18 protein-coding genes and 2 pseudogenes are annotated in these 21,733 nt (G+C 71.9%); 4 read left to right on the forward strand and 16 right to left on the reverse strand.

Annotated elements, in window-relative coordinates; all coding sequences use genetic code 11:
- Positions 1-75 precede the first annotated feature (75 nt).
- Both ABTX62_RS31775 and ABTX62_RS31780 read left to right on the forward strand, forming a co-directional pair.
- Positions 76-912: a DUF1206 domain-containing protein gene (locus tag ABTX62_RS31775; RefSeq protein WP_352119402.1), complete on the forward strand. Its 837-nt coding sequence runs from the start codon at positions 76-78 to the stop codon at positions 910-912.
- 28 nt (positions 913-940) lie between these two features.
- Positions 941-1,375: a hypothetical protein gene (locus tag ABTX62_RS31780; RefSeq protein ID WP_352119403.1), complete on the forward strand. Its 435-nt coding sequence runs from the start codon at positions 941-943 to the stop codon at positions 1,373-1,375.
- 30 nt (positions 1,376-1,405) lie between these two features.
- Here the strand turns inward: ABTX62_RS31780 and ABTX62_RS31785 are convergent, their stop codons facing one another.
- The 9 genes and pseudogenes from ABTX62_RS31785 to ABTX62_RS31825 form a co-directional block, all read right to left on the reverse strand.
- On the reverse strand, positions 1,406-3,649 hold the full coding sequence (locus ABTX62_RS31785) for an FUSC family protein (protein WP_352119404.1): 2,244 nt from the start codon (positions 3,647-3,649) through the stop codon (positions 1,406-1,408).
- A gap of 85 nt (positions 3,650-3,734) precedes the next feature.
- Complete coding sequence (locus ABTX62_RS31790; protein WP_283969166.1) at positions 3,735-5,105, reverse strand: NAD(P)/FAD-dependent oxidoreductase; 1,371 nt, start codon at positions 5,103-5,105, stop codon at positions 3,735-3,737.
- Positions 5,106-5,322: 217 nt separating this feature from the next.
- Positions 5,323-7,053, reverse strand: a complete 1,731-nt coding sequence (locus tag ABTX62_RS31795; protein ID WP_352119405.1) for a PP2C family protein-serine/threonine phosphatase — start codon at positions 7,051-7,053, stop codon at positions 5,323-5,325.
- Positions 7,050-7,727, reverse strand: a pseudogene (locus ABTX62_RS31800) (SpoIIE family protein phosphatase); the annotation flags it as partial. The gene ABTX62_RS31795 and the pseudogene ABTX62_RS31800, both read right to left, overlap by 4 nt.
- A gap of 513 nt (positions 7,728-8,240) precedes the next feature.
- Positions 8,241-8,726, reverse strand: a pseudogene (locus tag ABTX62_RS31805) (anti-sigma regulatory factor); the annotation flags it as partial.
- The gene (locus ABTX62_RS31810) at positions 8,726-9,166 is read right to left on the reverse strand and encodes an anti-sigma regulatory factor (protein ID WP_352119406.1); all 441 of its coding nucleotides are present in this window, start codon (positions 9,164-9,166) and stop codon (positions 8,726-8,728) included. The gene ABTX62_RS31810 and the pseudogene ABTX62_RS31805, both read right to left, overlap by 1 nt.
- Entirely contained in the window at positions 9,166-9,585 is a 420-nt protein-coding gene (locus ABTX62_RS31815; protein ID WP_352119407.1) for an STAS domain-containing protein, read from the reverse strand. The genes ABTX62_RS31810 and ABTX62_RS31815 overlap by 1 nt, the downstream gene beginning before the upstream one ends.
- Positions 9,582-10,469 (reverse strand): STAS domain-containing protein, encoded by an 888-nt coding sequence (locus tag ABTX62_RS31820; RefSeq protein ID WP_352119408.1) that lies wholly within the window; start codon positions 10,467-10,469, stop codon positions 9,582-9,584. Before ABTX62_RS31820 ends, ABTX62_RS31815 begins: the two co-directional genes overlap by 4 nt.
- A gap of 269 nt (positions 10,470-10,738) precedes the next feature.
- Positions 10,739-11,140 (reverse strand): STAS domain-containing protein, encoded by a 402-nt coding sequence (locus tag ABTX62_RS31825; RefSeq protein WP_352119409.1) that lies wholly within the window; start codon positions 11,138-11,140, stop codon positions 10,739-10,741.
- A gap of 353 nt (positions 11,141-11,493) precedes the next feature.
- On the opposite strand from ABTX62_RS31825, the gene ABTX62_RS31830 reads away from it, so the two are divergent.
- Positions 11,494-11,865 carry a PRC-barrel domain containing protein gene (locus ABTX62_RS31830; RefSeq protein ID WP_352119410.1) on the forward strand — a complete coding sequence of 124 codons (372 nt, stop codon included), beginning with the start codon at positions 11,494-11,496 and terminating at the stop codon, positions 11,863-11,865.
- 39 nt (positions 11,866-11,904) lie between these two features.
- Here ABTX62_RS31830 and ABTX62_RS31835 read toward each other — a convergent pair whose 3' ends face one another.
- Complete coding sequence (locus ABTX62_RS31835) at positions 11,905-12,339, reverse strand: ATP-binding protein (protein WP_283969173.1); 435 nt, start codon at positions 12,337-12,339, stop codon at positions 11,905-11,907.
- A gap of 117 nt (positions 12,340-12,456) precedes the next feature.
- Entirely contained in the window at positions 12,457-14,355 is a 1,899-nt protein-coding gene (locus ABTX62_RS31840) for an AMP-dependent synthetase/ligase (protein WP_352119411.1), read from the reverse strand.
- A 151-nt stretch (positions 14,356-14,506) separates the two neighbouring features.
- Here ABTX62_RS31840 and ABTX62_RS31845 point away from each other — a divergent pair, with 151 nt between their 5' ends.
- Positions 14,507-14,740, forward strand: a complete 234-nt coding sequence (locus ABTX62_RS31845; protein ID WP_352119412.1) for a DUF6480 family protein — start codon at positions 14,507-14,509, stop codon at positions 14,738-14,740.
- 27 nt (positions 14,741-14,767) lie between these two features.
- Here the strand turns inward: ABTX62_RS31845 and ABTX62_RS31850 are convergent, their stop codons facing one another.
- The 5 genes from ABTX62_RS31850 to ABTX62_RS31870 form a co-directional block, all read right to left on the reverse strand.
- On the reverse strand, positions 14,768-15,856 hold the full coding sequence (locus ABTX62_RS31850; protein ID WP_352119413.1) for a glutamate--cysteine ligase 2: 1,089 nt from the start codon (positions 15,854-15,856) through the stop codon (positions 14,768-14,770).
- Between the two features lie 108 nt (positions 15,857-15,964).
- A complete protein-coding gene (gene glgB / locus ABTX62_RS31855) occupies positions 15,965-18,178 on the reverse strand; it encodes a 1,4-alpha-glucan branching protein GlgB (protein WP_352119414.1) in 2,214 nt (737 codons plus the stop codon).
- Between the two features lie 3 nt (positions 18,179-18,181).
- Positions 18,182-19,552, reverse strand: coding sequence for a maltokinase N-terminal cap-like domain-containing protein (locus tag ABTX62_RS31860; protein WP_352119415.1), 1,371 nt, complete (start codon positions 19,550-19,552; stop codon positions 18,182-18,184).
- Between the two features lie 28 nt (positions 19,553-19,580).
- Positions 19,581-21,299, reverse strand: a complete 1,719-nt coding sequence (treS, locus tag ABTX62_RS31865; protein WP_352119416.1) for a maltose alpha-D-glucosyltransferase — start codon at positions 21,297-21,299, stop codon at positions 19,581-19,583.
- A partial coding sequence (locus ABTX62_RS31870; RefSeq protein WP_352119417.1) for an alpha-glucosidase C-terminal domain-containing protein occupies positions 21,296-21,733 on the reverse strand: 438 nt, incomplete at its 5' end. The genes treS and ABTX62_RS31870, both read right to left, overlap by 4 nt.

Below are 21,733 nucleotides of genomic sequence, written 5' to 3' on the forward strand. Positions count from 1 at the left end.
ACATGGGCAACGTGCAGCAGGTGTGCAGGGTGTGTGGACGCCGACCCGGGGCATTCGCAATCCCGGGAGGTCGACATGAACACGAGTGCGATGGCACAGAGCGGTCGGTTCCGGGCCCGGCGGATGGCGCGGGGTTCCATGACCGAGGGGGCGGCACGGGCGGGGTTCGCCGCCCGGGGCGTGATCTATCTGCTCGTCGGGGCGCTGGCCCTGCAGATCGCCTTCGGCGACACCGGCCGGCAGGCCGACCGCGGGGGAGCCGTTCAGGAACTGGCGCAGAAGCCGTTCGGCGCGGTGCTGCTGTGGGCGCTGGGCATCGGGCTCGTGGGCATGGCCCTGTGGCGGCTGTCGGAGGCCCTCTTCGGTTCGATCGGCAAGGACGGCCGCAGCGCCCGCAAGCGGCTGATGGCGGCGGTCCGCTTCGCGTTCTACGTCTTCGTCGCCTACTCGGTGCTGTCGTTCGCGATCAGCCGCCACCAGAGCGGCGGGAACAGCGACCAGCAGTCCCGGGACGCCACCGCCAGGGCTCTGGAGATACCCGCCGGCCAGTGGCTGGTCGGGGCCGCCGGCGTCGCGATCGTGGCGGTCGGCGGCTGGATCGCCGTACGCGCGGTGATGCGCAAGTACCACGACAAGCTCCGGCTGGGGCAGATGAGCCACCGTACGCGGCAGCTGGTGGACGTCACGGGCGTGGCCGGTGGCGCCGCCCGGGGGCTGGTCTTCGCGGTGGCCGGCGTCTTCGCCGTGCGCGCCGCCGTCGACTACGAACCGGACCAGGCCAAGGGCCTGGACGACACCCTGCGCTCCCTCGCCGAAACTCCGCTCGGTCCCTGGCTGCTGGTCTGCGTCGCGGCCGGGCTGGTGCTGTTCGGAGTGTTCTCCTTCGCCATGGCCCGGTGGCGACGCGTCTGAGTCGCGTCGTGTGGGGAACACGATGCCCATGAGCGATTCCGAGATTCCGCATGGCGATGGCCGGCCCGTGGACATGTACCTGGACCTCCTGCGCATCCGGATGGACACGGAGGACTACCGCCTTCTGATGCGCGCGGTGGAGCCCGTCCTCGAGGCGATCGAAGAGGAACGCCTGTCCAGCCTCGACTTCGCGCTCGACTCCGGGACCAACGACGAGCTCCCCCAGGAGGTCCGTGACGAGGTGGCCCTCGTCATCGCCACCGCCGTCACCGGCCGCCTGGACAACGAAGTGGTCGAACTCGACGTCGACGACACCGGCCCGGTCAGGATCGTCACCGACGCCACCACCGCGTCCGACCCGGTCCGCCTCGGCGAGATAGCCGACTACATCCGGGACCGGCACAAGCAGAACGAAGAACTGCGAGGCATCGCCGAGGCGAGCGGGCTCCCCACGGACTTCTGACGGGCAGCGCCTCCCACCCGTGAGCGGCACTCACGCCTCGGGCGCCGCCACCGGTACGCCCAGCGGCCGGGCGAGACCCACCACGGCCTCGTCCAGCCGCTCCAGATGCCGCAGCACCCGGTCGGTGATCCGGCCGTAGCGCGGCGTTCCGGCGTCGGACCCCAGCAGCGAGGCGATGCTCGGCCCGGTCTCCACCCGCGCGTCCGCGTGCTCGTCGGCCACCCGGGCCGCGATGGTCCCGATGTTGCGCACCGTGCGCCCGGCCGCGCCGCGCAGTCGCGGATCCGCCGCGATCGAGGGATGCGTGGGCAGCAGCTCGGCGGTCGCCGCCAGGGTCCGCGCGTGGTACGCGCACGTCTCCAGCAGCGCCACCACGTACCGGGCCGTGTGACGCCGGGTGCGCAGCGGCGTGACCGGGTGGATCAGCGGCTGGGTCGCGGCCCGCAGGTCGGCCAGCGCCTGGTCCAGGTCACGTGCCCGGTCCAGCAGCTCGTCCGCCGGCCCGCCGCTGAGCTGGCCGACCGCGGCCTCGGTGACCTCGGCCAGCCGTTCCAGCACGGTGCCGAGCAGTTCGTCCGTACGGCGGTCGGTCCGCACCGGCAGGACCAGCGCCGCCGCCACCACCCCGCACACCGCGCCGAGCGCCGTCTCCTCGATCCGCAGGACGAGCACGTCGAGGCTGTAGGTGTGCAGCAGCGTGTAGAGCAGCCCCAGCATCGCGGTGACGAAGAACGACATCAGGGTGTACGACAACGGCGCCGTGTAGAACATGGCGAAGATCAGCACCATCACCAGGGCGAACGCCGTCCAGGTGTGGGTGCCGACCAGTCCCGCCAGGACGATGCCGGCCACCACCCCGAACACCGTGCCCAGCAGCCGCCGGTAGCCCTTGACCAGGATCTCGCCCGTCGAGGCGGTGTTCAGGAAAACGATCCAGCAGGTCAGCACCGCCCAGTACCAGCGCTGCGTGGACAGCAGCTCCCCGCCGACGATCGCCAGCGAGGAACCGACGGCCACCTGCACGGCCGCCCGCGTGGTGGGCCGCCGCAGGCCCGTCTGCTCCTCCTGCGCCGGTTCCTCGCCGCCGCCGTCGATCGCGGCGTCCTCGGCGTCCAGCTCCTCGCGGGAGCGAGCCGTGGCCGGGGTGTCGTCCGACTCGTCCTGCGGGCCGTCCAGGGCGATCCGCAGCCCGAGCACCGCGCGGGCCGACTCGCCGACGCCGCGGAAGACGTCCTGGACGGCGGCCGACGCGGGCGGCAGGTTCTCCTCGTCCCGGTAGCCGAGCAGCCGGTTGCGCACATGCGCCAGCCCGGTGCCCGTGTCGGCTGTGCCGGTCCGCAGCACCAGGGCGTGCAGTGCCCGCAGATCGCGGCGGAGCGTGGCGCCCGCCTCGTCCGGCACGGCAGGACCGGCCGGCGACGGAGCGGGCGCGCCGGGCAGGTGCAGGGTAAGCGTGTCGGCCCGTTCGGCGCTGCGGGCGGTCAGCAGGAGCAGGCCGAGCCGCTCGGCGGCGATCTCGGCGTCCGCGATCCTGCGCTGCACCAGCCGTGCCGCCGACTCGTCCGGGGTGCCCTCCTCCAGCCGGCCCTGGATCATCATCGCCGTCTCGTGGAGCCGTGCGGTGCCCTGGCGTACGCCTGCCACCGCCTTGTCCATCGCGTCCGCGGGGGCGTCGAGGAGTTCGAGCTGCGCGGTGACCAGCTGGGCCAGCCGGGCGCGGAAGGCCAGACGCAGGCGCAGCAGCACGCCGGAGGGTGTGGCGGGCACGATCGCGAAGCGCATCAGGGCACTGGAGCAGAACGCCAGGGCCATGGCACCGCACAGCGAGGGCAGCCCGGAGACGGTGGCGCCGACGAACAGGGACAGGAAGTAGACCTGGAAGCCGATCAGCCCGAGTGCGGTGCCCCGGTCGCCGAACCGGCGGCCGTAGGCGGCGCAGAAGATCAGGGCGACGAAGAAGACGTCACCGACGACCAGACGCGTGTTGAGGACCGCGCCCAGGGACACCGAGGCCACGGCCACCGGCAGCCCCAGCGCCAGCGTCACGGCCTGTGCGCCCGGCTGCTTCTCGCGGATGGCGAAGGTGGCGACCATCGCCGCCATGGCCCCCGCCACCAGGAGGTGCACATCGGCCCCCAGCAGGGAGAGCACCGCCAGGGTGAGAGCGATCGCGCCGACCGTTCGCAACCCCGCCGTCAGACGCAGCAGTCCGGGGTCGGACGCCGCGATCCGGTCCCGCACGCGTGCCCGTACCGCGCGTCCCGCTGCCCTCACTCCGTCGCACTCTCTCCCGACTCACACCAAGATCCGTATCTCAGCATGACACGCCACGCGCGCAGGCTCCTGTCCGGACCCGGTCCTACAGCGGCGGGCCCGACCCCTCGACCTGCTCCCGCACCTGTTCCGGCGTCAGGTAGGCGTCGGTGTACTCGAAGTCCTTCAGCCGCGCGGCCTTGCGGGCCTGGAAGCCGGTCCGCACGAAGTCGTCACCGGCGACCGCGTTGAGCAGCCAGTTCGTCATCACCCGCGTCTTGGCCACGTTGGTCCGCAGCGCCGACCAGTGGTAGCCGCGGGCCACGGCCTGGGCGGGCAGCCCGCGCAGTTCCACGCCCAGCGGCTTGGAGACCGCGTCGGTGCCGCCGAGGTCGACGACGAGCCCGAGGTCCTTGTGGACGTACGGGTTCATCACCTGCCCCCGCAGCGACGCGATGACGTTGTCGGCGACATGCCTGCCCTGTCGCAGGGCGTGCTGCGCGGTCGGCGGGCACATGGCCCCGTCCCCCTTGGCCAGGTCGGGCACGGCCGCCGAGTCGCCGAGGGCGAACACGCCGTCGTTGCCCGGCAGGTTCATCTCGGGGGCGACCGCGAGCCGTCCCTTGACGGTCTCCGCGCCGAGCGTGGCGATGAGCGGGCTCGCGACGACGCCGGCGGTCCAGATGAGCGTGCGGGTCGGGATCACCCGCCCGTCGGTGAAGGTGACCTCCTCGGGACCGGCCTTCGCGATGGAGGTGCCCAGGGAGATCTCGATGCCGCGACGGCGCAGGATCTCCTGCGCGCTGCTGCCGAGTTTGTCGCCCAGCTCCGGCATCAGCTTCGGCGCGATGTCGATCAGATGCCACTTGATCAGCCCGGAGTCCAGCCGCGGGTAGCGCTTGACCGCCGCGTGCGTCAGCCGCTGCAGGCACGCCGCGGTCTCGGTGCCGGCGTAACCGCCGCCGACCACCACGAACTGCAGCCGGGAGGCCCGCTCCACGGGGTCCTGGCTCGCGTCGGCCAGGTCCAGCTGTGAGATGACGTGGTCACGGATGTACGCCGCCTCGGCGAGGGTCTTCATCCCGAACGCGTGGTCCGTCAGCCCCGGGATGTCGAAGGTGCGGGTGATGCTGCCGGGCGCCAGCACGATGTAGTCGTACGGCTCGTTGACGATCTCGTCGGTGATGGTGCGGATGACGCAGACCTTGGACTTCAGGTCCACGCCGATGGCGCCGCCCGGGATGATCCGCGTGCGGTACTTCTTGCTGCGCCGCAGCGAGACGGCGATCGACTGCGGCGTCAGCACGCCGGAGGCCACCTGGGGGAGCAACGGCAGGTAGAGCTGGTAGGCGAACGGCGTCACCAACGTGACGTCGGCCTCGTCCGGGGAGAGCTTCCGTTCCAGACGGCGGACGCACTCCACGCCGGCGAAGCCTGCGCCAACCACCAGGATCCTGGGTCGTGTCACGGTGTTCATCCCTTTCTGCGGCTCCAGGCGGTCTGCCTCGAACGCCTTCCGACTGCCCCTGGATCGCTGGTTCGCACCCTTTCGATCCCACCGTGTGTCCGGCCGCAGCGCCAGTCGGACGCGGTCGGCAGACGAACGCGTCGATCACCACCATGCCCGCACCGTGGCCGAAAAGCACCAGGCGGGAGTGAAGAACGCGTGCACACCCGGTCGGCCGGACCCGCCGTCAGGAGTTCGCGCCGCCTTGGAGGTGACAGAGCAGCAGACACACGTCGTCGTCCCGCTCGGAATCGCTCAGCAAGGGGTTCAGAAGCCGGTCCGCCGCGCCCTCCAGGTCCGCGTCCAGCTCCGCGGAACGGAACCCGCCGAGCGCCGAGGCCAGTCGCTCGATGCCCGGGTCTATGCCCTGCGCCCGCCGCTCCACCAGCCCGTCCGTGTACAGGGCGAGGGTCGAACCGGGCTCCAGCTCCTCGGTGTGGTCGGCGATCTCCTGGGTGAGCGGAATGCCGAGCATCGCGCCGGGCTTGGCGTGCAGGGTGCGCACGGTGCCGTCGGGCAGGCGCAGCACCGGCGGCGGATGCCCCGCGGCGGCCCAGGTCAGCGTGGGCTCGTCCGGATGGAACCGGGCGATGACGGCGGTGGCGTACAGGTCCGGCTGGAGATGGTGCAGGAACCGGTGCAGCCGGGTCAGCAGCCGGCCCGGGCTGTCGCCGTCGACGGCGTACGCCCGCAGCGCGGTGCGCAGCTGGCTCATCATGACCGCCGCGTGCAGTCCGTGCCCGGTGACGTCGCCGATGACGGTGATGAGGCCACCGTCCCGCTGGGGGAACGCGTCGTACCAGTCACCGCCGATGTTCAGCCCGTGCGTGGCCGGAAGGTACCGCGCGGCCAGGCTGAGGCCCGGCGTGGCCGGCAGGTCCGTCAGCAGGGCGCGCTGCAGCGTCTCGGCGATGTCGCGGTTGTGCTCGAAGCGCCGGGCGTTGTCGATCGCGATGCTGGCCCGCCGGGTGAGCTCGATCAGCATCACCGCGTCGTCCGGATCCCAGCGCCCCCCGGGCGGCGACAGCGTCAGAACGCCCAGCGGCGCCCGCCGCGTCGGCAGCGGCACACACAGCAGCGGCCGCCCGGGATCCAGCGCCGACGGCGGCTGGTCGTCGACGCCGGGCAGGTTGCCGGGGTGGTCGGCGGCGTACTGGGGCCGCCCGGTGCGGGCCGCGACCACGGCCGCGGCCGGATGCGGCGCCGACCGGTGCCTGTCCTCCTCCTGGTCGAAGAGCCAGACGTCGACGCTGCTCGCGTACTCCGGCACCAGCAGGTCCGGCAGTCGACGCACGATCTCCTCGTGGTTCAGCGACGCCGTCAGCACCGCGCTCGCGTCCGCGAGGAACGTCAGCCTGCGCCGGGCGCTCTCCGCCTCGTTGCGGGCGCTGCGCTCGGCGGCGAAGGCCTCGCGCTGGGCCCGGCCGGCCGCGTCCAGCTCGGCGTGCAGGGCCAGGACGCCCTGGTTGGTCTGGTGCAGCTCCTCGCGGTGGAAGGAGACCAGATCCTCCTGCTCCGCGAGCTTCTCCAGCACCACGGCCGTGTCCTCGTCGGCGCCGAGCAGCGCTTCCGACAGGGCGGCGGGGTCGTCTGCGACGGTGCCGTCCTCGGTGGCCTCGGCCCGCTCGGGGCAGGGGACGGTGACCTCCCACAGGGGCTCCCCGGCGGCACACGCCTCCGGCGACGGGGTCACCACGAGGTGCAGCAGCCCCTCCTCGGCGGGGGAGCTGCCCGCCAGGTCCATGGTGAGCCGCCAGGTGCCCCCCTTGGTGAGGCACTGCCGCAGGTGGGCGCTGAGGCCGGCGGCCAGCCGGGTCCGCTCCACGGTGGGCACACCGTAGGCGGCGGCCAGGCGCGCGAGCGAGATGCGGGCGCGGGCCGCGTCGGTGACGGTGGTGATCTGCCAAGTGCGCATCATGGGCGTTCCGGCGGAGTCGAGGTCAGCACGGCCACGGCGGTGTCGTCCCGCACCGGCCGGGCGGGACTGCTGGTGTCGCGTATCGTCACGGCGGCCGTCACGGCCGGGTCCGCCGCGGGCAGCCCGGGGTCGGACGGCGGCGTCCAGCGACTGGGCAGACCGTCGGTGTGCAGGATCAGCAGCGGGTCACCCACCCAGTCGGCCTCCTCCTCGCGGAGGGTGGTGGGCCGGTGGACCCCGACGATGCCGGGCCTCGACAGCAGGGGGTGCCAGGTGCCGTCGGTGCGCAGCCGCGCCCCCACGTTCCCGATGCCGGCGAACCGGAGCCGCCGGGCCGGCAAATCGAGCTGGGCGAGGGCGACGGCCGCGCCGCGCGTGCCCGTCAGCGCGTCGTGCAGCCGGCGCAGCGACTCGGCGGGGGAGAGGTGGGCCCACCGGTGGACGGCCGCGACCGCGGCGGACGAGGCATGCGCGGCCTCCGGCCCGTGCCCCAGTCCGTCCGCCAGCATCAACGTCACCCGGTCTCCGGCCCGGACCCACGCCCAGGCGTCCCCCGAGTACTCGGCCCCGCCGTAGGGGATGTTCACCCCACCGGCCCGCACCCCGGCTCCGGGCAGGGAACGGCTCTGCCGGACCGCGCCGGGGGCCGGGAGACCGTGAGCGGGTGCCGCGTGGGCTGCCGGCGTGTTCGTCTTCGTGGTGCCCGGCATGACGGCGTCAGCCGGTTCGTGGGACGGCGCCGTCCGGGAAACCGAGCCGGTCCCCGAGGCGCCGGCGGGGGCGAGGTCGTGGGCCCGTGCCGCCTGCGGGCCGGGTCGCCGCCCCGTGGTGCCGGTGCGCCGGAGGTCGAGATCCGGCGCACCGTACGGTCCGTGCCCGGTGCCCCGCGCAGGGTCGGTTTCAGGCGTTGGGCTGTCTGGGGCGTCCTGTACGTGTCCGGTTTGGGGCGTTGGGCTGTCTGGGGCGTCCTGTACGTGTCCGGTTTGGGGCGTTGGGCTGTCTGGGGCGTCCTGTACGTGTCCGGTTTCGGGCGTCGGGCTGTCTGGGGCGCCCGGTACCTGCCCGGTTTCGGGCGTCGGGCCGCCTGACGCCCCCGGCACCTGCCCGGCGGAGCCCGGCGCGCTGCCCGGCACCGCCGTATGGCCCGTCAGCGCGCCACAGGCCATCGCGCCGAACGGCGGCTCGCCGCCAGGCCGCCGTCCGCCGGCGAAGACGCCGCCCTCGAACCGCCCCGGCGCCTGTACGCCCCGGGGCGCGGTGCTCACACGGGCGACGGCGACCGTGCCGCGGCCGGGGACGCTGTGCAGGGCGAAGTCGTCGGACAGGCGCCGGCACGTGCCCAGCCCCGCACCGAGCGAACGGGTCGTGGAGAAGCCGTCGCGCAGGGCCGCGGACACGTCGGGGATGACCGGGCCGTGGTCGACCGCGGCGATCTGCACCACCCGGGACGCCTCGCCGCCCTCCCGCAGCACGGGTGGGGGCACGACCTCGATGAGCACCTGACCACCCTCGGCATGCTTCAGCAGGTTCGTGGCGAGCTCGGTCGCCACCAGCGCGGCGGCCGCGGTACGCCGCTCGTCCAGCCCGGCCAGCGCGGCGGCGCCCTCCGCCGCGACCCGCGCGTCCCGCACCCGGGTCGAGTCGCGCACCGGCACGTCCCACACGCGCGGCATCAGACCTCCTCGCGCGGGCGCGGCGGCCGGCCCACCCAGCAGGTCACTCGCACCGTGGTGCCCGAACCCGGCGTGGTGTCGATGTCGAAGTCGTGCACCAGGCGCCGCGCACCGCTCAGCCCCATGCCCAGACCGCCGCCGGAGGTGTAGCCGTCGCTCAGCGCCTGGTCCAGGTCCGTGATGCCCGGCCCCTCGTCGCTGAAGGACAGCCGCAGCCCCTGCGCGCCCGCGCTGCTGACGTGCGTGGCACGCATCTGTCCGCCACCGCCGTGCACCAGGGTGTTGCGGGCCAGCTCGCTGGCCGCGGTGATCAGCTTGGTCTGGTCCACCAGACCGAAGCCGAGCCGGGCAGCGGCCTGCCGTACGTGCTGACGCACCCACACCAGGTCCATGTCCGACCGGATGGGCAAGCAGGCCTCCACGCCCGCGGCAGTGTGCATCACGGACTCTCCTGACGCGGGCCGCCGGGACGGGTCACCGGGGCCTGCCGGGCGAGGAGCTCCATGCCCGCCTCGGTGCTGAGCGCGGTGCTCAGCCCCGGCAGCGTCAGACCCAGTTCGACCAGGGTGATGGCGACGGCCGGGCGCATGCCGGCCACCACGGTGCGCGCGGCCAGCAACGTGGACTGCGCGGCGATCTCGGCCAGCACCCGGCCGAGGAAGGAGTCGACGATCTCCACACCGGAGATGTCGATGAGGACCCCGCGCACCCCGGTACGGGAGATGGTCTCCGAGAGGTCCTGCTGAAGCTGCTGCGCCGTACTGTCGTGCAGATCGCCCTGGAGCGTGACCAGCAGGACGTCGCCGAGCCGGAGGACCGGCACGTGGCCGGTCACGGGGTGGGAGGAGGCGTCGTTCACCGCTGGCCCGTACCCGGATTCACGATGTCCGCGCCGAGCTGGTGCAGCGCGTACCCGAGCGCGTCGGCGAGGCCCGCGCGGGTGATCACGTCCAGGTCCAGTCCGAGATGCACGATGGTCTGCGCGATGGCGGGACGGATGCCCGAGACGATGCACTCGGCGCCCATGAGCCGCGCCGCGGCGACCGTCTTCATCAGGTGCTGCGCCACCAGCGAGTCGACGGTCGGCACCCCGGTGATGTCGAGGATCGCGAACCGCGCGTGCTGCTCGACGACGGCGTTCAGCAGCGTCTCCATCACGATCTGGCTGCGGGCGCTGTCGAGCGTCCCGATCAGCGGCACGGCCACGACGCCGTCCCACAGCCGGATGACGGGTGTGGCCACCTCCATCAGCTGCAGCCGCTGACGGTCGCTGAGCGCCTGCCACTCGCTCAGCGCCGTCTGCATCGCCACCAGCCGAAGGGTGCCCATCAGCACGGTCAGGGCGGTCGAACACGCCCGCAGGTGCTCGGGGGACGCCTGTTCCAGATCGGCGGCCAGCAGATTCTCCACGGGCGGCCGCAGGGCGGCCAACTCGCTGGAGACCTGGGTGTTGGACAGCCCGGCACGGGAGCGGGCCACGCCCATCCGTGCCAGCTGCTCGCGCACCCCGCTGAATCCCGCGGCGTCCGGGTCCTCCACCTGCTCCGAGTCGGCCACCTGGGCCAGCGCGTCGACAACGGCCTTGCCCGCTTCCACCGCCTCGTCGCGCGAGACGCTGAACACGGTGCGGAACAAGGGCTCGTCCGCCCACCGCTGGGCGATCTGTTCACGCCGGCGGTGCAGGAAGTCCCTGACCTCGTGGCTGGGGGTGGCGAGCTGTCCGTCCGCTTCGTGCTCCGGCACCTGGTTCTCTCCTCATCCGCGTTGCGTCGACCGAGCCCGCTTCTGGCAACGAGACGGCGATGTGACACTTGCCGGGCGACAACTCTAACCATGCGCCGACCTCGTACGACACCTGCTCCGGTGCAAGCGATCCGGTTCAGGGGAACGGCGGTTGCCACCGTCCGGTGTATCGGCGCGAGGAGGGGTGAGCCGTCGTTCGGGCAGGGCGGAGCCGGAGCACCGGCCGACCGTTCTTCGACGGCGCCGCGCCCCGAGGCGGAGCCGGTCCGTCAGAGGCTCTGGTCTCCCGGTCCCTCGGGGACGCTCGGCCCTTCGTCGGCACGGGCCAGAGCCTCGTCGACACTCTCCGATATCGGCACCGTGATGCTGACGCCGGTCAGGTCGAGGATGCGCCGCACGGCGGGCGTCGGGCCGATGACGTGCACACTGCCCTCGGTCTTACGGGTCTCCTGGTACACCCTCAGGATGATGTTCATCCCGGACGAGTCCATGAAGGGGACGGACGAGAGGTCGAGCAGGAAATGCCGACGGCCGTGGTGGAGTTGATTGGCCAGATGGGCCTGGAACTCGGTCGCGGTGTCGACGTCCAGGTAGCCGTCGACCGTGATCAGGGCCACGTCCTCCCGGGGCAGTTCGACTTCCACGGACAGCGGGTTCTGGGCGAGGGGCACGGATACCTCCAACAAGTGCTACGGCCAGGGCTGGTCACCTCTGGGGATGACCGCGGTGCGAGGGGACACCGGTCGTTCTCCGGACTCGAATGCCGTTCCTCATGCGCCTCCCTTCCTCGACGGGCTCCGGATGTCACCGCGCCCCGCGATTACCCCGGAAACCCTCCTCCATGCATCCCGGTCCGAACATCGTCGGGACCGGGCCGCGGGACGACTTGCGGTAGCAGGCGTGTTCGCCGAATGCGCTTACGGCAGGAGGGTAATTGCTGCTGTGGAACGGGGCGGGCGGAAGGCGTCCGCCGCGGGCACGACGATCATGACGATCCGCACATCGCCAGGGAGGATGGAACAGCGTGGCCATCGACAGAATCTGGTCGTACGCGCCGGACAGCGGTCACAGCGAGGGGCAGGACCTGACCGGGTTCGCGGTCGCCGCGACCGACGGCACGATCGGGCACGTGGACCGGGAGGCCGCCCCGCACGGCATGCGGCACCTGGTCGTCGACACCGGGGTCTGGGTGTTCGGCCGCAGCGTCCTGGTCCCGGCCGGAGTCGTCACCGGCGTGGACACACAGGCACGGAAGATCACAGTCGCCTGCAGCAGGGGGGACGCGAAAGCCGCGCCCCGCTTCCAGACGGACAGCGAGACGCGGGACCAGGAGTACCTGCGGGCCGTGGGCGACTACTACGACCGGCTGCCGCCCCGCGAGGCGGCCCAGGTCTGAGCCGGGTGTCACGGGCGCACGGCGCCCGTGACACCCGGCTCACCAGGGCATGAACACGTGCACATCCTTGCCGTGATCGTCGGCCACCACGCTGACCTGGTCGCACAGGGTGTGGACCAGGTGCCAGCCGATGCCCCCGCCACCGCTGCGCGGGTCGAAGGGGCGAGGGGCGGGCTCGGTGGTGCTGGTGTCGTGCAGGACCACATGCACCCCGTCGAACGTCCGGCGCATCCGCAGTGCGAACGGACCCGGGGCGTACTGGACCGCGTTGGCGGCCAGTTCCGTCACCACCAGCAGGATGTCGTCCCAGTACTCGGGGGCAGACGGCGGGGAGGAGCGTGCCAGATCACGCAGGAACTCCTCCGCTGCCAGCCGCGCACCCGTCACATCATGCGGCTCGCCCACGAAGCTGTTCGTGCGGCTCGGGATCTCCTCGGAGGTCAGGGCGTCGTCCCCACGCGGCTCGGTTGACATATCGCCTTTCCGGCCCGGGCGTCAGCAAGGGCTGTCGTCAGGGCTGTCGTCCTTTCTCTTGCGTCGCCACTGTTGCGTGTTCCCGACGGGGCGAGGCCTACGCGTCCGGTCGTACGCTCAGCGGAACACATTGTCCGAATCATCCAAGTTCGACGGTTCGTCCGAGGTGTTCGGCCTGGTGGGACGCCTGCGTGACTGGTACATCGCGTCGATCTCGGTCGCGTAGCGCCGCACGATCTCGTCCCGGCGCAGCTTCATCGACGGCGTGAGCAGCCCGTTGGTCACGTCGAACGCCTCCGGCAGGACCCGGAACACCCGGATCGACTCCGATGGTGACACAACGCTGTTGGCCGCTGCCACGGCCCGGGCGACCTCCTCCCGCAGCGCGTTCTCCTCCCGCGCCTCCCGCATCTCACCCTGCAGGGCCAGCCCGGCCCGCCAGTGCGCCAGGAACTCGGGATCCAGGGTGATCAGGGCGCCCACACAGGGCCGGTTGTCCCCCACCACCACCGCCTGGTGGATGAGCGGGTGCATCCGCAGCCGCTGCTCCAGGGCCAGCGGGGCGACGCTCTTGCCGCTGCTGGTGATGATGATGTCCTTCTTGCGGCCGGTGATCGTCAGATAGCCCTCCGAGTCAAGCCGTCCGAGGTCCCCGGTGGCAAGCCAGCCGCCGCGCAGCGCGGCCCGGGTGGCGGCCTGGTCGCCCACGTACCCCTGGAACACCGACGGGCCGCGCACCAGGATCTCCCCGTCCTCGGCCACCCGGATCTCCATCCCCGGCAGGGCCTGCCCCACGGTCCCGGACTTCTCCCGCCCCAGCGGCTGCATGGTCACCCCGCCGGAGGTCTCCGTGAGGCCGTACCCGTCGTGCACGTAGATGCCGATGCCCTCGTAGAAGAGGGACAGCTCGCGGCTGAGGGGGGAGCCGCCGGATGTCGCCCGCCGCACCCGGCCGCCCAACGCGGCCCGCAGCCGGCGGTACACCGTGCGCTCGTACAGCGCGTGCTGGAGCCGCAGGTCGAATCCTGGCCCGCGCCCCCGGCCCAGCCGCCGGCGTTCCAGGGCCGCGGCGAAGTCCCGGGCGGTCTCGGCGGCCCGCTCGAACAGTCCGCCGTGGCCCCCCCGCTGCGCGGTGCGCAGGAAGTTCTTGTAGATCTTCTCCAGGACCGAGGGAACCGCGTAGAGGTACGTGGGGCGGAAGGAGCGCAGCGCCGACGACAGTGCCTCCCCGCTCAGCTCGGCCTGGTGCCCCATCAGCAGCCCGCCGCGCACGCACAGCCCCTGGATCATCAGCCCGTACACATGGGAGAAGGGCAGGAACGCGAGCACCGAGCCCTGTTCCCCGTGCGGAGCGGCCGTGTGCCCCCAGCCCGCCAGCAGCGTGTCGCAGGGACCGGCGAGGTTGCGGTGGCTGAGCGCGCAGCCCATGGCGTGGCCGGAGGTGCCGGAGGTGTAGGCGATGGCGGCCGTGGAGTCCGGCAGCACGATGCGCCGCATCGAGTCGACGGTGGCGATCGGGATGAACTCCCCGCGGACCGTGAGGTCCGCGAGGGCGCCCGCGTCCAGTTGCCAGACGTGGCGCAGCAGCGGGAGCGACGCGCACACCGAGCCGACGGTCATGACGCCCTGCTCGTCCTCGACCACCACGGCCACGCAGCCGGCGTCCCGCAGGATCCACTCCACCTGGTCGCGCGAGGACGTCGGGTAGACCGGGACGACCTCGGCGCCCACGGCCCACAGCGCGTAGCACAGGACCGTCCACTCGAACCGGGTGCGCGCCATGATCGCCACGCGGTGGCCCGGCGCGATCCCCGAGGCGATCAGCCCCTTGGCGATGTCCACGACCTGGTCGCGCAGCTCGACGGCCGTCACCTCCTCCCAGGTCGTGGAGGCGGGATCGGCCCGGCGGGCGAGCATCGGCCGGGCCGGTTCGCGCTCCGCCGTCTCGAAGACGCTGTCGGCCAGCCCGCCGGTCAGGGGCGCCACGGCCGGGGGAGCGAGGGCGAGGTCGCGCATGCACTGCTCCTGACATGTACGGGGTGTGACGTTGCCGACGGGTACCGTCATCAGCGGTGCTCGAATGTAGTCGAGTCGAGACCCTTCGGGGTCGGAAAATACGGAAGTGGACCCGCTGATGATCTCGGCGTGATCGGGGGACTCGGACGGCATGACTCACATCAGTCCCGATCCCGAACCCGAACGCACCTCCGGTCTGGAGCCCGGCGGCGGTGTACCGCCGGGCGAGACCCCGCCCGCGGAGAGCAGCATGCCGGAGACGCTGCCCCGGGAGACGCACAATCCGACCAAGGGCTGGGGCAAGGGGCCGCTGACCGCGATCATCGTCCTCGCGGTACTGGTCGCGGCGTTCTTCCTGGCCTACGCCCTCGTCCTGATCCTCTGAACCCCTACCCCCGGCCGACGGGACGTCTCACGACTGCGTGTGGCGGACGCACTCGGTGACGACGTCCCGCAGACTCCCTGTGCGTTCCATCAGCGCGCGCTGCACCTGGGCGCCATTGCCCTCGCGCAGCAGCTCCTCCAACGCCGCGCGGGCCCGATCGAGGTCGCCGGTGCTGTCGAGAGCCTCCTCGACATGCTCCAGCAGGGCGCGGACGACGGCCTCGGCGGGCATGCGCCGCATGGTCGCCGGATGCAGCAGCTCACCCGAGAGGCCGGACCGGGCGGCCTGCCAGTCGGCCAGCCGCAGCAGGCTGACGCTGTGGCCGAGCGGCTCACGGCCGTCCCGCCACTCGCGCGCGGCGGTCTCGACCAGCCCGCGGACGAGCGTGGCGATCAGCACGGCCGTGCCGGAGTGCAGACAGACGTCCGAGACGCGCAGTTCCACCGTCGGGTACCGCGGGGACAGCCGCGCGTCGAAATAGATCATTCCGTCGTCCAGGAGGGCACCGGTGGCCACCATGTCCGCGATCAGCCGGTGGTACCGCTCGGGCGAACCGAAGATCTCGGTCGGGCCGGCCGACGGCCACCGCAGCCACACCCGGCTGCGGTAACTGCTGTACCCGGAGTCCTTGCCCTGCCAGAACGGCGAGTTCGCACTCAGCGCCCGCAGGACCGGCAGCCACGGCCGGAGCCGGTCGACGACCGCGACGCCCTCCTCGTCCGACTCCACCGACACATGCACATGACAGCCCATGACGAGCTGCTCCCGGGTGGCGATGCCGTACTGGTCGGCCATCCACTGGTAGCGCCGACCGACGCCGACGGCGGGGCTGACCGGCAGCGGCGAGGTGGCGAGCGCCGCCACGGTGCAGCCGATCTCACCCGCGTGCCGGGCGGCCTCCTTGCGGCAGCGGACGATCTCGGCGCGCAGGCTCTCCATGGACGACTGCGGATGGGTGGCGAACTCCAGCATCTGCTCGTGGAGTTCCTTCTCGAAAACGTCCTGGTCCGCGTCGTCCTTCTCCGCCCGGGCGAGTACCGCCGCGGACAGCGCCCGCGGCTCACCGGTCTCCGGATCCACCAGGAGGAGTTCCTCCTCCACTCCCACGGTGCGCACCTGATGCCCGCCCTTCTGGCCCTGCCGAGTCGTACCACCGGGTGCTCCCGGTGGTACGACCTAGTGCCCCCCACAGGCGGGTCGGACACCTGGTGGGACGGCAGTACTTCACACCGCGAACGGCGCCAGCCACACCGTGGCGAGCGGGGGCAGCGTGATCCGGACCTGACCGTCCTCCGGTTTGACCGGATTCGGGTTGGTCACGCCGCTGCCGCCGTAGCGCGTGTCGTCGGTGTTGAGGCGTTCCTCCCAGGCGACGACGTCACCCGGCACCCACAGGCCGTAGTCCTCCCGGACCACGGGGGAGAAGTTCGACACCGCCAGCAGCGGACGGCCCTCGGCGTCGTAGCGCAGGAACGCGAGGACATTGTCGTCCGCCGAGTCCACCGCCACCCATCGGAAGCCCTCCGGACGGGTGTCGCACTGCCACAGCGCCGGCGTCGCCCGGTAGGCGGTGTTCAGGTCCCGCACCAGGTCGCGCACGCCCCGGTGGTCACCCGCCGAGTGGTACCCGTCGTCGAGCAGCCACCACTCGGGGCCGTGCTCCACCGACCACTCCGCACCCTGCGCGAACTCCTGCCCCATGAAGATCAGTTGTTTGCCGGGGTGGCCCCACATGAAGCCGAGGTAGGCCCGGTGGGTGGCGCGCCGCTGCCACCAGTCGCCCGGGATCTTCGAGACCAGCGCCTGCTTGCCGTGCACGACCTCGTCGTGGGAGATCGGCAGGACGTAGTTCTCGCTGTAGGCGTAGACCATTGAGAACGTCATCTCGTGGTGGTGGTACTTGCGGTGCACGGGCTCGTGGGCGATGTACTCCAGCGAGTCGTGCATCCAGCCCATGTTCCACTTCAGCCCGAAGCCCAGTCCGCCGGTCTCGGTGGGCCGGGTCACCCCGCCCCAGGCGGTGGACTCCTCGGCGATCGTGACCACGCCCGGGGCCCGCCGGTACACCGTCGCGTTCATCTCCTGCAGGAACGCCATGGCCGCCAGGTCCTCCCGGCCGCCGTAGGCGTTGGGCTCCCACTGGCCGTCCTCACGGGAGTAGTCCAGGTAGAGCATGGACGCCACCGCGTCCACCCGCAGGCCGTCGATGTGGAACTCCTCGCACCAGTAGACGGCGTTCGCGACGAGGAAGTTGCGCACCTCGGTGCGGCCGAAGTCGAACTCGTAGGTGCCCCAGTCCGGGTGCTCCGCCCGCCGGTCGTCCCCCGGCTCGTACAGCGGCTCCCCGTCGAACCGGGCCAGCGCCCAGTCGTCCTTAGGGAAGTGCGCCGGCACCCAGTCCATGATCACGCCGAGACCGGCACGGTGACAGGCGTCGACGAAGAACCGGAAGTCGTCCGGCGTGCCCAGCCGGGACGTCGGCGCGTAGAAGCCGGTGACCTGGTAGCCCCAGGAGCCGTGGAAGGGGTGCTCGGCGACCGGCATCAGCTCCACGTGCGTGAAGCCCAGGTCCTTGACGTACTTCGGGAGTTCCTCGGCGAGCTGCCGGTAGGTCAGCCCCGGCCGCCATGACGCCAGGTGCACCTCGTACACCGAGAACGGCGCCTCGTGCACGGGCGTGTCGGCGCGGTGCGCCATCCACTCGGTGTCGCCCCACTCGTAGTGCGAGGCCGTCACGATCGACGCCGTGTGGGGCGGCTCCTCGCAGCGGCGGGCCATCGGGTCGGCCTTGAGGAAGCGGTGGCCGTAGCGGGAGTGGATCTCGAACTTGTAGGGGGTGCCCTCGCCGACGCCCGGCAGGAACAGCTCCCACACACCGGAGGCGCCCAGCGACCGCATCGGGAACTGCGTCCCGTCCCAGTGGGTGAAGTCCGTGGCGACCCGCACGCCCTGCGCGTTCGGCGCCCACACGGTGAACCGGGTACCGGTCACGCCCTCGTGGGTCATCGGCTGCGCGCCCAGCGCCGTCCACAGCTGCTCGTGCCGGCCCTCGCGGATCAGATGCAGGTCGAGTTCGCCGAGAGCGGGCAGGAAGCGGTACGGGTCGGGCGTCTCCTGCTCACCGTCCTCGTACGCCACGTGCAGCGTGTAGGCGGGGACCGCGTCCAGCGGCAGCACGCCCGAGAAGAGGCCGTCGCCCTCCGAGACGAGCGCGGTGCGCCGGCCGTCGATGACCACGCTCACCGCGCGGGCGAAGGGGCGCAGCGCCCGGAACACGACCCCGCCGGGCACCGGGTGGGCGCCCAGCAAGGCGTGCGGATCGTGGTGGGCGCCCGCCAGCAGGCGCCCGCGGTCCTCCGGACTCAGGGCGGGGGCGGTCGTGCCCGGGACCGGGCCGGACCCGGACGGCTCCGGGATTGAGGTGTCGCGCAGGGCCACGGCTCAGTCTCCTCTCACGGCGAGGCGCTCGATCGCCGCCATCGGTACAGGCAGCCAGTCGGGGCGGTGCCGTGCCTCGTACAGCACCTCGTACACGGCCCGGTCCGTCTCATAGGCGCGGAGCAGTCCGTGTTTCTTGCGGGGGTCCCAGCCGGCGCGGACGGCATAGCCCGCGCAGTAGGCCTCGCGGCAGCGGCGGGCCCACTCCGGGCGCCAGGGGCGGCGCTGCCGGGCGGCGTAGTCGAAGGAACGCAGCATCCCGGCGATGTCCCGCACGGGGGAGTGGGCGCTGCGCCGTTCGGAGAGCGGCCGGGACGGCTCGCCCTCGAAGTCGATGACGAACCACTCGCGCCCGGCCCGCAGCACCTGGCCCAGGTGCAGGTCGCCGTGGATGCGCTGGGCGGGCGGCCCGGGGTCGCAGCCGGTGAGGGCCGCGAACGCGGTCCGCAGGCCCGGCACGAACGGTCGCAGCGCGGGCACGCAGTGCGCCGCGGCGTCCAGCCGCTCGGTCATCGCCGCCGCCGTACGCCCGTTCTCCCCGGGCTCGCCGACCGGGAAGGCCGACGCCAGCGCGAGATGCACCTCCGCCGTGGCAGCGCCCAGGGCCCGCGCCTGGACCGTGAAGTCGTCCCCGGCGGCCAGCGCGTGCAGCCCCAGCGTCCAGCCGTCGGAGGCGTCCCGCAGGTACGGCTGGAGCACCCCGAGGGTGGCCTTGAACGGGTGCCCGGTCTGGAACCAGGCCACGGGCGCGGGCACGCGGTGACAGCCCTGACGGGCCAGCGCGCCCGGTACCTCCAGGTCCGGGTTGACGCCCGGCTGGATGCGCCGGAAGACCTTCAGGATGTACTCGTCGCCGTACACCAGTGAGGAGTTGGACTGCTCCGCGTCCAGCAGCCGCGGCACGAGGCCGGCGGGCACCCGCTGATCCGGGGCGCAGTCGAAGCGCAGCGGGCCCGCGCTGCCGGGGTGCCGCAGCCGGTCGAGCAGCAGCTGGGCCGCGCGGGGATCCTGCAGCGCGTCGTAGACGGTCATGCCGGCCAGCGGCCCGTCCGGCACCTGCCCGATGAGCGCCCGCCCCAGACGCGGCGCGGGCTGCTCCCGCACGCCGAGGAGCAGCTGGTAGCAGTCGCCGGCCGAGGGAGCCCCGCCGGGCGAGGGCACGCCGGTGTGCCCGGCGTGACCGGCGTGGACCAGCAGGTGCAGACAGCCCGGGAAGAGCTCGGTCATCGACAGCAGGCCGAGCTCGGTGACGGGCCGGTCCTTGCCGGCGAACCAGCGCTGCCGGGGCAGCCAGTCGCGCAGCAGCCCGCCGAGCCACTCCATGGGCTCGGCCAGGCGGGTGAGACTCGGGCGGAGGGATGCGGTCTTCGGCATGGTCACGCCTCCTTTCGTCGGCGCAGGCTCACAGTCGCCGGCCGATGCGGGATGCGACTCGAGTGAGCCTGAACCAGTAGAAGCCGTGGCCCCCGAGCGTCAGCAGGTACGGCAGCTCGCCGATCGCGGGGAAGCGGACCCCGCCGAACAGCTCCACCGGGTGCCGCCCGGCGAACTCGCGCAGGTCGAGCTCGGTGGGCTGGGCGAACCGCGCGAAGTTGTTGACACACAGCACCAGGTCGTCCTCGTACTCCCGCAGGAACGCCAGCACCGCGGGGTTGGAGGAGGGCAGTTCGGTGTAGGAGCCGAGTCCGAAGGCGGGGTTCTGCTTGCGGATCTCGATCATGCGGCGGGTCCAGTGCAGCAGCGAAGACGGCGACGACATCGACGCCTCGACGTTGGTCACCTGGTGGCCGTAGACCGGGTCCATGATCGCCGGCAGGAAGAGGCGGCCCGGGTCGCAGGTGGAGAACCCGGCGTTGCGGTCCGGGGTCCACTGCATCGGCGTCCGTACGGCGTCCCGGTCGCCGAGCCAGATGTTGTCGCCCATGCCGATCTCGTCGCCGTAGTAGAGGATCGGTGAGCCGGGGAGGGCCAGCAACAGGGCGGTGAACAGCTCGATCGTGTGCCGGTCGTTGTCTAGCAGCGGGGCCAGCCGCCTGCGGATGCCGATGTTGGCGCGCATGCGGGGGTCCTTGGCGTACTCGGCCCACATGTAGTCGCGCTCTTCGTCGGTGACCATCTCCAGCGTGAGCTCGTCGTGGTTGCGCAGGAACATGCCCCACTGGCAGTTCGACGGAATGGCCGGTGTCTTGGCCAGGATCTCGGAGACGGGGTAGCGGGACTCGCGGCGCACGGCCATGAAGATGCGCGGCATGACCGGGAAGTGGAACGCCATGTGGCACTCGTCGCCACCGTTGGTGTAGTCGCCGAAGTAGTCGACGACGTCTTCGGGCCACTGGTTGGCCTCCGCCAGCAGCACCGTGTCCGGGTACTGCGCGTCGATCTCGCTGCGGACGCGCTTGAGGAACGCGTGGGTGGCGGGCAGGTTCTCGCAGTTGGTGTCCTCGGCCGCGTAGAGGTACGGCACCGCGTCCAGCCGGAACCCGTCGATGCCCAGGTCCAGCCAGAACTTCAGCGCGGCCAGGATCTCCTCCTGGACGCGGGGGTTCTCGTAGTTGAGGTCCGGCTGGTGGGAGAAGAAGCGGTGGAAGAAGTACTGGCCCCGCACCGGGTCGAAGGTCCAGTTCGATGTCTCCGTGTCGACGAAGATGATGCGCGCGTCCGGGTAGCCCTTGTCGTCGTCGGCCCACACGTAGTAGTCGCCGTAGGGGCCGTCGGGGTCCTTCCTCGACTCCTGGAACCACGGGTGCTGGTCGCTGGTGTGGTTCATGACGAAGTCGATGATCACGCGCATGCCGCGCTGGTGTGCGGCGTCGACGAACTCCACGAAGTCGGCGAGGTCGCCGAACTCCGGCAGCACGGCCGTGTAGTCGGAGACGTCGTAGCCGCCGTCGCGCAGCGGGGACTTGAAGAACGGCGGCAGCCACAGGCAGTCGACGCCGAGCCACTGGAGGTAGTCGAGCTTGGCGGTCAGGCCCTTGAGGTCGCCGACGCCGTCGCCGTTGCTGTCCTGGAACGAGCGGACGAGCACCTCGTAGAAGACAGCGCGTTTGAACCACTCCGGGTCACGGTCCCTGACGGGAGTGTCCTCGAAGGTGTCCGGCACGGGCTCGTTCACGGTCATGGCTTCTCTGTCCCTCCGTTCGCATGCGCGGCGGGCGGGGACTGGACGTGGAAGACGTGCGCGGGAGCCCGCCCCGGCTCCAACCGCACGTAGTTGTCGCGCCCCCAGTGGTAGGTCTCGCCGGTGAGCTCGTCGCGCACCGGCACCGACTCGTGCCAGGCCCGGCCGAGTTGCGGCATGTCCAACGAGACCGTGGCCTCCTGGGTGTGGTGCGGGTCGAGGTTGGCGACCACCAGGACGACGTCGGATCCGCTGCGCTTGCTGTACGCGATGAGCGCGTCGTTGTCGGTGTGGTGGAAGCGGAGGTTCCTGAGCCGGTGCAGCGCCGGGTGTTCCCGGCGGACGGTGTTGAGCCGGGTCAGCAGCGCGGTGATGGTGCGGCCCTCACGTTCGGCCGCTTCCCAGTCACGGTGCCTGAGCTGGTACTTCTCCGA

It is taken from the genome of Streptomyces sp. NPDC096046, from assembly GCF_040303285.1.
Taxonomy (GTDB): Bacteria; Actinomycetota; Actinomycetes; order Streptomycetales; family Streptomycetaceae; genus Streptomyces.